Raw genomic sequence first — 12,254 nt, forward strand, 5'->3', positions numbered from 1 at the left:
GATGCTGGATTGTATGGCCCCATCTTATTTGCAACCGCAGTTGCTGACCGCGGGTAAGTCTGAAATGTCGGGCAGTTGAAAAGCAAAAATTCGCCCGCATATAGGTTAGCAACCTGACCGAATATGAATTTATTAGTGGAGACGTTTAGATGGGCAAAATCATTGGTATCGACCTGGGTACTACCAACTCTTGTGTAGCAATTATGGATGGTGGTAAAGCGCGCGTGCTGGAGAACAGCGAAGGCGACCGTACTACACCTTCGATCATCGCATATACCCAGGATGGTGAAATTCTGGTTGGCCAGCCTGCTAAGCGTCAGGCTGTTACTAACCCACAAAACACCCTGTTTGCGATCAAGCGCCTGATTGGCCGTCGCTTCCAGGATGAAGAAGCACAGCGTGATAAAGACATCATGCCGTACAAAATTGTGGCTGCTGATAACGGCGACGCATGGGTAGAAGTGAAAGGCCAGCGTGTGGCACCCCCGCAGATCTCTGCTGAAGTGCTGAAGAAAATGAAGAAAACGGCGGAAGATTACCTGGGTGAACCGGTAACTGAAGCGGTTATCACCGTACCTGCATACTTCAACGACGCACAGCGTCAGGCGACCAAAGACGCCGGCCGTATCGCAGGTCTGGAAGTAAAACGTATCATCAACGAACCGACCGCTGCGGCTCTGGCTTACGGCCTGGACAAAGAAGTCGGCAACCGTACCATCGCGGTTTATGACCTGGGTGGCGGTACTTTCGATATCTCCATTATCGAAATCGACGAAGTTGACGGTGAGAAAACCTTCGAAGTTCTGGCAACCAACGGTGATACCCACCTGGGTGGTGAAGACTTCGACAGCCGCCTGATCAACTATCTGGTGGAAGAGTTCAAGAAAGAACAAGGTTTCGATCTGCGCAACGATCCGTTGGCGATGCAGCGTCTGAAAGAAGCCGCTGAGAAAGCGAAGATTGAACTGTCTTCCGCTCAGCAGACCGACGTAAACCTGCCGTATATTACTGCAGATGCGAGCGGTCCAAAACACATGAACATCAAAGTGACCCGTGCAAAACTGGAGTCACTGGTAGAAGATCTGGTTGCGCGTTCTATCGAGCCGTTGAAAGTGGCACTGAAAGACGCAGGCCTGTCGGTTTCCGACATTCAGGACGTGATCCTGGTCGGTGGCCAGACCCGTATGCCAATGGTTCAGAAGAAAGTTGCTGACTTCTTCGGTAAAGAACCACGTAAAGACGTTAACCCGGACGAAGCCGTTGCGGTGGGTGCTGCGGTACAGGGCGGCGTGTTGGCCGGTGATGTGAAGGACGTTCTGCTGCTGGACGTTACCCCGCTGTCGCTGGGTATCGAAACCATGGGCAGCGTGATGACTCCGCTGATCACCAAAAACACCACCATCCCGACCAAGCACAGCCAGGTGTTCTCTACCGCTGAAGACAACCAGTCTGCGGTAACCATCCACGTGCTGCAGGGTGAGCGTAAACGCGCTAACGATAACAAATCACTGGGCCAGTTCAATCTGGACGGCATCCAGGCTGCTCCACGCGGCATGGCGCAAATCGAAGTGACCTTCGACATCGACGCCGACGGTATTCTGCACGTGTCTGCCAAAGACAAGAATACCGGCCGTGAGCAGAAGATCACCATCAAGGCTTCTTCTGGTCTGAACGAAGAAGAAATCCAGAAAATGGTGCGCGATGCTGAAGTGAACGCCGAAGCTGACCGTAAGTTCGAAGAGCTGGTGCAGACCCGTAACCAGGCCGACCACCTGATCCACGGCACCCGCAAGCAGTTGGAAGAAGCGGGCGACAAACTGCCTGCGGAAGACAAAACGGCTATCGAAGCGGCGCTGAAAGATCTGGAAGTTGCGGTCAAAGGCGAAGATAAAGCCGAGATCGAAGCTAAGACCCAGGCTCTGGTGCAGGTTTCCGGCAAACTGCTGGAAATGGCTCAGGCGCAGCAGGCTCAGCAAGGTGCTGATGCCGGTGCTGACAACGCGGCGCAGAAAGACGACGACGTGGTTGATGCTGAGTTCGAAGAAGTTAAAGACAAAAAATAATCGCCCTTAAGCGGGCACGGAACGGCCGAGAGGCCGTTACCGGAAACCAGCACGGGCGTCGAGGCAACTCTACGCCCGTGCACGCATGTTAAGGGTTACAGAAATAATGGCGAAGAAAGACTATTACGAGATTCTCGGCGTCTCCAAGACGGCGGAAGAGCGTGAGATCAAAAAGGCGTATAAGCGCCTGGCGATGAAATACCATCCTGACCGCAACCAGGATCAAGACGCCGAAGCCAGATTTAAAGAGGTCAAGGAAGCGTACGAAGTTCTGACCGACGATCAAAAGCGTGCGGCCTACGATCAATACGGCCATGCGGCGTTTGAACAGGGCGGCATGGGCGGCGGCGGTGGGTTTGGTGGCGGCGGTGCCGACTTCAGCGATATCTTTGGCGACGTATTTGGCGACATCTTCGGTGGTGGACGCCGTCAACGCGCCAGCCGCGGTTCTGATCTGCGCTACAACATGGAGCTGTCCCTCGAGGAAGCGGTTCGTGGCGTGACCAAAGAGATCCGCATCCCGACGCTGGAAGAGTGTGGCGTTTGCCACGGCAGCGGCGCGAAGCCAGGCAGCTCACCGGTGACCTGTCCAACCTGTCACGGTCAGGGTCAGGTGCAGATGCGCCAGGGCTTCTTTACCGTGCAGCAGGCCTGTCCGCACTGTCATGGCCGCGGTCAGATCATCAAAGACCCTTGCAACAGCTGCCATGGCCACGGCCGGGTAGAGAAAGCCAAAACGCTGTCGGTGAAAATCCCGGCCGGCGTAGATACCGGTGATCGCATCCGCCTGGCGGGTGAGGGTGAAGCGGGCGAGCACGGCGCACCGGCAGGGGATTTGTACGTTCAGGTTCAGGTGAAAGCTCACCCGATCTTCGAGCGTGAAGGCAATAACCTGTACTGTGAAGTGCCAATCAACTTTGCGATGGCGGCATTGGGCGGCGAGATCGAAGTGCCGACGCTGGATGGCCGAGTGAAGCTGAAGGTACCGACAGAAACCCAAACCGGCAAACTGTTCCGTATGCGCGGCAAGGGGGTTAAATCGGTACGTGGTGGCAGCCAGGGCGACCTGCTGTGCCGTGTCGTGGTAGAAACCCCGGTTAACCTGAACGACAAGCAGAAGCAATTGCTCAAGGAACTGGAGGAGAGCCTGGGTGGCCCTTCCGGTGATAAAAACAGCCCGCGTTCGAAGAGCTTCTTCGACGGCGTGAAAAAGTTTTTTGATGACCTGACGCGTTAAGCTCCTGTCACCGTTAGCGTTCTGCATAACCCCGGCGTCAAAACCGGGGTTTTTTTATTGTGATTGATCCCGCCAATACCCTTATAAAAAATGTGACATACATCGCTTATTGCTCGGTTTTTACGATGTTTAAAGCATTTATAAACTTATTTTATCGAACTGAATCGCCGTCTATACTCATTCCATTACTTTGTCTGCGGGCGGTTTGCCCCGCATTGCTCTGGAGAGACGTATTGTGACCAACATCATTCGTCAATTTTTACGTCAGGAAGCCGCGGGCGGCATTATCCTGATCGTAGCCGCGATTATCGCGTTGATCATGGCCAATACCCCAGCCCAGGGGATTTATCACGCTTTTCTCAACTTGCCGGTCATGGTGAAGGTTTCTTCACTGGAGATCGCCAAGCCGCTGTTGCTGTGGATTAACGACGGCCTGATGGCGATCTTTTTCCTGGTGGTCGGGCTGGAGGTCAAGCGTGAGCTGATGCAAGGCTCATTGGCCGGCCGTGACAAGGCGGTATTCCCGGCGATTGCCGCATTGGGCGGTATGCTGGCACCGGCATTGATTTACCTGATGTTTAACGGTGCGGACGAAGTGACCCGCCAGGGCTGGGCGATCCCCGCTGCGACCGACATTGCGTTTGCCCTCGGGGTGATGGCGCTGCTGGGTAACCGCGTACCGACCAGCCTGAAGGTGTTCCTGTTGGCGCTGGCGATTATCGATGACCTGGGGGTGATCGTGATTATCGCGCTGTTCTATACCCACGAGGTCTCGATGACGGCGTTGGGTGTGGCGGCGGCTGCTATCGCGGTGCTGGCGTTTATGAACTGGCGCGGCGTGGGGAAAACCTCGCTTTATATGATTGTCGGCCTGGTGCTGTGGGTGGCTATCCTCAAATCTGGGGTGCACGCAACGCTGGCCGGGGTGATCATCGGCTTTATGATACCGCTGAACGTGAAGAAAGGGCCTTCACCGTCAGAGACGTTAGAGCACGAGCTACATCCGTGGGTGGCGTTCCTGATCCTGCCGCTGTTTGCGTTTGCCAACGCCGGCGTTTCATTACAGGGCGTGTCGCTGAGCGGGCTAACCTCGCTGCTGCCGGTGGGGATTGCCGCAGGTCTGTTTATTGGTAAGCCGTTGGGCATCTTCGTCTTTAGCCTGCTGGCGGTGAAGTTGGGCATTGCCAAGCTGCCCGAGGGAATTGGTTTCAAACAGGTGTTTGCCGTTTCCGTGCTCTGTGGTATTGGTTTCACCATGTCGATTTTCATCGCATCACTGGCGTTTGGCGATGCGGATGTTGTACTAAGCACCTACTCGCGATTGGGGATCCTGATTGGGTCAACCACGGCGGCGGTGGTCGGGTACGGCCTGTTGCGCATGTCTTTACCGCGAGTCAGATAACCCCTTTAGGGGATCCCCTGTTCGCGGGGACACACTACAATAGCTGGTCGGAGCTGCACAGGGTAAAATATGTGCAGCTTCGGCCGTTCTGTTTGGGACGAATGCAGCAACAGGTTGTCTGAAACAGGGAAAGGACATTAGTCGCTCGTCACGGTCGAACGTTCGCCGTGATGAAATGTTAAGGAGAGCACCTCGTGAGGATGTCGCATATCAACTTTAATCACCTTTACTACTTCTGGCAGGTCTGCAAGGAAGGTTCGGTGGTCGGCGCCGCCGAAGCGTTGTTTCTGACGCCGCAGACCATCACTGGCCAGATCAAGGCGCTGGAGGAACGTTTGGACGGCAAGCTGTTCAAGCGACAGGGACGTGGACTGGTGCCATCTGAGTTGGGGCAGCTGGTGTTCCGCTATGCCGACAAGATGTTTATGCTCAGCCAGGAAATGCTGGATATCGTCAACTATCGCAAGGAGTCCAACCTGCTGTTCGACGTGGGGGTCGCGGATGCGCTGTCCAAGCGTTTGGTCAGCCAGGTCCTGGAGACGGCGGTGGTGGTGGACAATGAGCAAATTCATCTGCGTTGTTTTGAATCGACGCACGAGATGCTGCTGGAGCAGCTCAGTCAGCATAAGCTCGATATGATCCTGTCAGACTGCCCGGTGGACTCCAGCCAGCAGGAAGGGTTGTTTTCGCTCAAGCTGGGCGAATGCGGCATCAGCTTCTTCTGCCGTCAGCCGGCGCCGGATCTGCCGTTCCCCGCCTGCCTGGAACAGCGCAAGCTGCTGATCCCCGGTCGACGCTCGATGCTGGGGCGTAAGCTGCTTAACTGGTTTAACACCCAAGGCATTCAGGTGGAGATCCTGGGCGAGTTTGATGATGCGGCCCTGATGAAGACCTTCGGCATGTACCACAACGCGATCTTCGTTGCACCGACGCTGTACGCGCAGGATACCTATAACGATGATGACGTGGTGGAGATTGGGCGTATTGATAGCGTGCAGGAAGAGTACTACATCATCTTTGCCGAGCGCATGATCCAGCATCCGGCGGTACAGCGGGTGTGCAACAAGGACTTCTCTGCGTTGTTTGCCTACTAGACCGGGTATGACAGACGTAAAAAAACCGGCCTGAGCCGGTTTTTTTATCAAGCAGACAACACGATGCTTATTACATTGCGTTGATGCGCGCCGACAGGTTTGACTTATGGCGTGCTGCTTTGTTTTTGTGGATCAGGCCTTTAGCAGCCTTGCGGTCCACGATTGGTTTCATTACAGCGTAAGCAGCTTGCGCAGCTTCTTTGTCGCCAGTGGCGATAGCAGCTTCTACTTTCTTGATGTAGGTACGCATCATTGAGCGGCCGCTAGCGTTATGCTTACGACGCTTCTCAGACTGTACGGCGCGCTTCTTAGCTGATTTGATATTAGCCAAGGTCCAACTCCCAAATATATTCTATTGAGGACAATTCGAAGGCCGAGGAATATGCCCTTTTAGCCCGCGTTTGTCAATGAATTTGTGCAAATAAGCGCCGTTTGTACGGGCGGCACTTGCTACGTTGTGATGGCGCAGGATTTTACCAGCTTCGGTCATGGGAATACAGTCTTTCGCGAGAAAATTCGCCAATGATTTGCCGTGGTGACCGCAACCCCTTGGCCGCAGTCGGTAATCGCGTTGATAGCGCCGGATAAACTGCGGTTAGAGCGTTTCACCTGCAGATTATCTCCGGTATGGTATGTCTATTACATAAAGGCACCAATCGCGGGTTAACCTTAACCGCTGTACAAGGTATAATCCGGCGATTTCCACTGTTTTGAGCCAGCTATGGAGCTAATTCGCGGCATTCACAATATCCGGGCACGCCACCATGGTTGCGTGCTCACCATCGGCAACTTTGACGGCGTACACCGCGGTCACCAAGCGTTGCTGGAGCAGCTGAAACAAGAGGGGCAACGCCTCGGGCTGCCAGTGATGGTCATGATCTTTGAGCCGCAGCCGCTGGAAATGTTTGCAGCGGACAAGGCACCGGCCCGTCTCACGCGTTTGCGTGACAAGGCCAAATACCTGGCGCAGGCGGGCGTTGACTACCTGTTATGCGTCAAGTTTGATCCGCGTTTTGCCGCCAATACGGCACAGGCGTTCGTCGCCGAGCTGCTGGTGGAAAAACTGGGCGTAAAATTCCTGATGGTCGGGGATGATTTTCGCTTTGGCGCAACCCGCCAGGGCGATTTTCCGCTATTGCAAAAAGCCGGGAAAGAATACGGTTTTGAGGTGATCAGCACGCCGACCTTCCGCGAGGGCGATCAACGTATCAGCAGCACGGCGATCCGCAATGCGCTGCGCGATGACGACCTGGCTCAGGCTGAAACGCTGCTGGGCCACCCGTACAGCATTTCGGGTCGGGTGGTGCACGGCGATGAACTGGGCCGAACCATCGGCTTCCCCACTGCCAACCTGCCGCTCAAGCGCCTGGTTGCGCCGGTGAAAGGGGTTTATGCGGTAGACGTTTATGGCCTGGGGCCTGAACCGCTCCCCGGCGTTGCCAATATCGGCACGCGCCCAACCGTTGCCGGCGTGCGTCAGCAGTTGGAAGTCCACCTGCTGGATGTCACGATGGATCTTTACGGGCGCCATATAGACGTGGTGCTCCGCGCGAAATTGCGCAATGAACAGCGTTTTGCTTCGCTCGATGCCCTGAAGCAGCAAATCGCCAATGATGTGGTGACGGCCCGAAAATTCTTCGGGCTACAGACACCGGTTTAATCTCTATAGCCGAAAACGGAACCGAGAATCTAATGAGTGACTACAAGAATACCCTGAACTTGCCGGAAACAGGGTTCCCGATGCGCGGCGATCTGGCCAAGCGTGAACCTGGCATGCTGCAACGTTGGTATGAACAGGATCTGTACGGGATTATTCGTACTGCCAAAAAGGGCAAAAAATCCTTCATTTTGCATGACGGCCCTCCGTATGCGAACGGCAGCATTCACATTGGTCACTCGGTTAACAAGATTCTCAAAGACATTATTATCAAGTCAAAAGGGATGTCCGGCTTCGACTCGCCTTATGTTCCGGGTTGGGACTGCCATGGCCTGCCGATTGAACTGAAGGTTGAACAACTGTACGGCAAACCGGGTGAGAAACTCACCGCGGCGGAATTCCGTGTGAAGTGCCGCGAGTACGCCGCCGAGCAGGTTGAAGGCCAGAAGAAGGACTTTATCCGTCTGGGCGTGTTGGGCGACTGGGATCACCCGTACCTGACCATGGACTTCAAAACCGAAGCCAACATCATCCGTGCGTTGGGTAAAATCATCGACAACGGCCACCTGCTGAAAGGCGCCAAGCCGGTGCACTGGTGTACCGACTGCCGCTCTTCACTGGCGGAAGCGGAAGTGGAATATTACGACAAAACTTCACCGTCGATCGATGTGGCCTTCCACGCGGTTGACGCGGCTGCCGTGGCCGCAAAGTTTGAAGTGATCAACTTCAACGGCCCGGTTTCCCTGGTGATCTGGACCACCACCCCGTGGACCTTGCCGGCTAACCGCGCCATTTCTTTGCACCCGGAATTTGCTTACCAACTGGTGCAGGTAGAAGGCCAGTGCCTGATCCTGGCGGCCGAGCTGGTGGAAAGCGTGATGAAGCGTCTCGGCATCACTGCATGGACCGTGCTGGGCAGCTGCAAAGGCGCCGATCTGGAACTGATGCGTTTCGAACACCCGTTCATGGGCTTCGACGTGCCGGCGATCATGGGCGAACACGTGACGCTGGATGCCGGTACCGGTGCGGTACATACCGCCGGTGGTCACGGTCCGGATGACTTTGTCATCAGCCAGAAATACGGTCTGGAAATTGCCAACCCGGTGGGGCCGAATGGCTGCTACCTGACCGGCACCCATCCGCTGCTGGACGGTAAATTTGTCTTCAAGGCCAACGATCTGATCGTTGAGCTGCTGCGTGAGAAAGGCGCACTGCTGCACGTGGAAAAACTGGTTCACAGCTACCCATGTTGCTGGCGTCACAAAACGCCAATCATCTTCCGCGCGACGCCACAGTGGTTCATCAGCATGGATCAGAAAGGCCTGCGTCAGCAGTCGCTGGAAGAGATCAAAGGCGTGCAGTGGATCCCTGAATGGGGTCAGGCACGTATCGAAACCATGGTGGCCAACCGCCCTGACTGGTGTATTTCTCGCCAGCGTACCTGGGGCGTGCCGATGGCGCTGTTCGTGCACAAAGACACCGAACAACTGCATCCGCGCAGCGTTGAGCTGATGGAAGAAGTGGCGAAACGCGTTGAACAAGACGGCATTCAAGCCTGGTGGGATCTGGACGCGGCCGATATTCTCGGCGCGGATGCCGCCGACTACGTCAAAGTGCCAGACACCCTGGACGTGTGGTTCGACTCCGGTTCTACCCACTCTTCCGTGGTCGACGTGCGTCCTGAGTTCCAGGGCCACGGCGCCGACATGTATCTGGAAGGTTCCGATCAGCACCGCGGCTGGTTCATGTCATCGCTGATGATTTCCACTGCGATGAAAGGCAAGGCACCGTACAAGGAAGTGCTGACTCACGGCTTCACCGTTGATGGTCAGGGCCGCAAGATGTCCAAGTCCATCGGCAACACCATCAGTCCACAAGACGTGATGAACAAGCTGGGTGGCGACATCCTGCGCCTGTGGGTAGCCTCTACGGATTACACCGGTGAGATTGCGGTGTCCGACGAGATCCTCAAACGCTCCGCCGATTCGTACCGCCGCATCCGTAATACCGCGCGCTTCCTGCTGGCCAACCTGAACGGGTTTGAGCCGAGCACCGATTGCGTGGCACCGGAAGATATGGTGGTGCTGGATCGCTGGGCCGTGGGTCGTGCGCTGGCGGCGCAGAAGGATATCGAACAGGCTTACGCCAATTACGATTTCCATGAAGTAGTGCAGCGCCTGATGCAGTTCTGTTCGGTCGAGATGGGCTCCTTCTATCTGGATATCATCAAGGATCGCCAGTACACCGCGAAAAGCGACAGCGTCGCCCGCCGCAGCTGCCAGACCGCATTGTTCCACATTGCAGAAGCGCTGGTGCGCTGGATGGCGCCGATCATGTCGTTCACTGCCGATGAAATCTGGGGCTTCCTGCCGGGCAAACGCGCGCAGTACGTGTTCACTGAAGAGTGGTACGACGGCCTGTTCGGTCTGGCTGAAGGCGAAGGCATGAACGACGCCTTCTGGGCCGAGCTGCTGAAAGTGCGTGGCGAAGTGAATAAGGTGTTGGAACAGGCCCGTGCCGACAAACGCCTTGGCGGCTCCCTGGAAGCGGCGGTCACGCTGTATGCCGACAGTGAACTGGCTGAACGCCTCAACAGCCTGCAGGATGAACTGCGCTTTGTGCTTCTGACGTCAGCGGCGCGCGTTGCTCCTCTGGCCGATGCGCCGGCAGATGCACAAACGTCAGAATTGGTGAAAGGTCTGAAAATTGCCTTCAGCACCGCAGAAGGTGAGAAGTGCCCGCGCTGCTGGCATTACACCACCGATATCGGCCTGGTGGCGGAGCATGCAGATCTTTGCGGCCGCTGTGTGATCAACGTAGCCGGCGACGGCGAAAAGCGTAAGTTTGCCTAATGAGTAAACCCATTTGTTCGACCGGTCTGCGCTGGCTGTGGCTGGTGGTGGTAGTGCTGGTGCTGGATTTTGCCAGCAAGCAGTGGATCCTCGGTAACTTTGTGCTGGGCCAGTCCCAGCCACTGATCCCGTCGTTCAATCTGTTTTATGCGCGTAACTACGGTGCCGCGTTCAGCTTCCTCGCCGACCACGGCGGCTGGCAGCGCTGGTTCTTTGCCGGCATCGCCGTCGCTATCGTGGCGGTGCTGCTGGTGATGATGTACCGCGGCCAGGCGCAGCAAAAGCTGAACAATATCGCCTATGCTTTTATCATCGGCGGCGCGCTCGGCAATCTGTTCGATCGCCTGTGGCACGGTTTTGTGGTCGATTTTATCGACTTTTACGTAGGTGACTGGCACTACCCGACCTTCAACCTGGCGGATAGCTTTATCTGCGTAGGGGCGGCGATGATCGTGCTGGAAGGCTTCTTGTCACCGGCGAGCAAAAGCGCAAAGAGTAAAGGTGAGTAATATGACGGCTCAGGTTAAGGGTAACAGCGCAGTGCTGGTTCACTTCACGCTGAAACTGGAAGACGGTTCGACCGCTGAATCGACCCGCAGCAGCGGCAAACCGGCGTTGTTCCGTCTGGGTGACGGCAGCCTTTCGGCGCCGCTGGAAGCTCAGTTGGTTGGGCTGCGTGCGGGCGACAAGTGCGCCTTTACTTTGCAGCCGGAAGCGGCCTTCGGCGCAGAGAACCCGGACTTGGTCCAGTACTTCTCGCGCCGTGACTTCGCAGAAACCGGGGTGCCGGATGTGGGCACCATCATGCTGTTTACCGCCGTCGACGGCAGTGAAATGCCGGGCGTGGTACGTGAAGTGGCGGAAGATTCGATTACCGTTGATTTCAACCATCCGCTGGCGGGTCATCCGGTGACCTTCGATATCGAAGTGCTGGAGATCGACCCCGTGCAGGAGGAGACGCATGCAAATATTGCTGGCTAACCCACGTGGCTTCTGTGCCGGGGTTGATCGTGCGATCAGTATCGTAGAGCGCGCGCTGGAAATTTACGGCGCGCCGATCTACGTGCGCCACGAAGTGGTGCATAACCGCTATGTGGTCGACAGCCTGCGTGAACGCGGGGCGGTGTTTATTGAGGAAATCGCTGAAGTGCCGGATGGCTCGATTCTGATCTTCTCGGCCCACGGCGTTTCCCAAGCGGTACGGGCTGAAGCCAAAGCGCGCGATTTGACCATGCTGTTTGACGCCACCTGCCCGCTGGTCACCAAGGTGCATATGGAGGTGGCGCGAGCCAGCCGCCGTGGCACCGAGGCGATCCTGATTGGTCATGCGGGTCATCCGGAAGTGGAAGGCACCATGGGCCAGTACAGCAATCCGAAAGGGGGCATGTACCTGGTCGAGTCGCCGGACGATGTGTGGAAGCTGCAGGTGAAGGATGAAAGCAACCTGTGCTTTATGACGCAGACCACGCTGTCGGTGGATGACACCTCTGACGTGATTGATGCCCTGCGCAAGCGTTTCCCGAGCATTATCGGGCCGCGTAAGGACGACATCTGCTACGCCACCACCAACCGTCAGGAAGCGGTACGTAACCTGGCCGGGGATGCGGACGTCGTGCTAGTGGTGGGATCGAAGAACTCCTCCAACTCCAACCGTTTGGCAGAATTGGCTCAGCGTGTCGGCAAGCCGGCTTACCTGATCGATTCCGCTGCGGATATTCAGGAGGCCTGGCTGAAGAACGCGAGCAACATCGGCGTTACCGCCGGTGCGTCGGCCCCTGATGTGCTGGTGCAGGATGTGATTGCTCGTCTGAAAGCCCTGGGCGGCCTTAACGTCCATGAAGTCAGCGGCCGTGAAGAGAATATCGTGTTCGAAGTGCCGAAAGAGCTGCGGGTAGATATCCGGCAGGTTGAATAAGCTGCAGGGTGAATAAGAAAACGGGGAGCCTGGG

At 56.3% G+C, this 12,254-nt stretch carries 10 protein-coding genes; 9 read left to right on the forward strand and 1 reads right to left on the reverse strand.

The window, feature by feature from the left end; translation table 11 throughout:
* The first annotated feature begins 149 nt into the window (after positions 1-149).
* The 4 genes from dnaK (at position 150) to nhaR (ending at position 5,796) form a co-directional block, all read left to right on the forward strand.
* A complete protein-coding gene (dnaK, locus tag ACGS9J_RS18115) occupies positions 150-2,063 on the forward strand; it encodes a molecular chaperone DnaK (protein ID WP_020825147.1) in 1,914 nt (637 codons plus the stop codon).
* Between the two features lie 106 nt (positions 2,064-2,169).
* Positions 2,170-3,300 carry a molecular chaperone DnaJ gene (dnaJ, locus tag ACGS9J_RS18120; protein ID WP_020825148.1) on the forward strand — a complete coding sequence of 377 codons (1,131 nt, stop codon included), beginning with the start codon at positions 2,170-2,172 and terminating at the stop codon, positions 3,298-3,300.
* 235 nt (positions 3,301-3,535) lie between these two features.
* Complete coding sequence (nhaA, locus tag ACGS9J_RS18125; protein ID WP_442232209.1) at positions 3,536-4,702, forward strand: Na+/H+ antiporter NhaA; 1,167 nt, start codon at positions 3,536-3,538, stop codon at positions 4,700-4,702.
* Positions 4,703-4,896: 194 nt separating this feature from the next.
* Complete coding sequence (gene nhaR / locus ACGS9J_RS18130; RefSeq protein ID WP_004950031.1) at positions 4,897-5,796, forward strand: transcriptional activator NhaR; 900 nt, start codon at positions 4,897-4,899, stop codon at positions 5,794-5,796.
* A gap of 70 nt (positions 5,797-5,866) precedes the next feature.
* Here nhaR and rpsT read toward each other — a convergent pair whose 3' ends face one another.
* Positions 5,867-6,127, reverse strand: coding sequence for a 30S ribosomal protein S20 (gene rpsT, locus ACGS9J_RS18135; RefSeq protein WP_442232210.1), 261 nt, complete (start codon positions 6,125-6,127; stop codon positions 5,867-5,869).
* Positions 6,128-6,517: 390 nt separating this feature from the next.
* On the opposite strand from rpsT, the gene ribF reads away from it, so the two are divergent.
* The 5 genes from ribF to ispH are packed head-to-tail and all read left to right on the forward strand — an operon-like array spanning position 6,518 to position 12,220.
* Entirely contained in the window at positions 6,518-7,456 is a 939-nt protein-coding gene (gene ribF / locus ACGS9J_RS18140; RefSeq protein ID WP_442232211.1) for a bifunctional riboflavin kinase/FAD synthetase, read from the forward strand.
* Between the two features lie 32 nt (positions 7,457-7,488).
* Positions 7,489-10,305: an isoleucine--tRNA ligase gene (gene ileS, locus ACGS9J_RS18145; protein WP_442232212.1), complete on the forward strand. Its 2,817-nt coding sequence runs from the start codon at positions 7,489-7,491 to the stop codon at positions 10,303-10,305.
* The gene (gene lspA, locus ACGS9J_RS18150) at positions 10,305-10,814 is read left to right on the forward strand and encodes a signal peptidase II (RefSeq protein WP_442232213.1); all 510 of its coding nucleotides are present in this window, start codon (positions 10,305-10,307) and stop codon (positions 10,812-10,814) included. The genes ileS and lspA overlap by 1 nt, the downstream gene beginning before the upstream one ends.
* A 1-nt stretch (position 10,815) precedes the next feature.
* Positions 10,816-11,286 carry an FKBP-type peptidyl-prolyl cis-trans isomerase gene (gene fkpB, locus ACGS9J_RS18155; RefSeq protein WP_442232214.1) on the forward strand — a complete coding sequence of 157 codons (471 nt, stop codon included), beginning with the start codon at positions 10,816-10,818 and terminating at the stop codon, positions 11,284-11,286.
* The gene (ispH, locus tag ACGS9J_RS18160; RefSeq protein ID WP_442232215.1) at positions 11,267-12,220 is read left to right on the forward strand and encodes a 4-hydroxy-3-methylbut-2-enyl diphosphate reductase; all 954 of its coding nucleotides are present in this window, start codon (positions 11,267-11,269) and stop codon (positions 12,218-12,220) included. The genes fkpB and ispH overlap by 20 nt, the downstream gene beginning before the upstream one ends.
* The last annotated feature ends 34 nt before the right edge of the window (positions 12,221-12,254 follow it).

The organism is Serratia quinivorans, assembly GCF_052113645.1.
GTDB lineage: Bacteria > Pseudomonadota > Gammaproteobacteria > Enterobacterales > Enterobacteriaceae > Serratia > Serratia quinivorans_B.

Excerpts from the sequence above, each read along its gene's own strand:
- dnaK (WP_020825147.1), top strand. The coding sequence starts at position 150 with ATGGGCAAAATCATTGGTATCGACCTGGGTACTACCAACTCTTGTGTA.
- dnaJ (WP_020825148.1), top strand. The coding sequence starts at position 2,170 with ATGGCGAAGAAAGACTATTACGAGATTCTCGGCGTCTCCAAGACGGCG.
- ribF (WP_442232211.1), top strand. The coding sequence starts at position 6,518 with ATGGAGCTAATTCGCGGCATTCACAATATCCGGGCACGCCACCATGGT.
- ileS (WP_442232212.1), top strand. The coding sequence starts at position 7,489 with ATGAGTGACTACAAGAATACCCTGAACTTGCCGGAAACAGGGTTCCCG.
- lspA (WP_442232213.1), top strand. The coding sequence starts at position 10,305 with ATGAGTAAACCCATTTGTTCGACCGGTCTGCGCTGGCTGTGGCTGGTG.
- fkpB (WP_442232214.1), top strand. The coding sequence starts at position 10,816 with ATGACGGCTCAGGTTAAGGGTAACAGCGCAGTGCTGGTTCACTTCACG.
- ispH (WP_442232215.1), top strand. The coding sequence starts at position 11,267 with ATGCAAATATTGCTGGCTAACCCACGTGGCTTCTGTGCCGGGGTTGAT.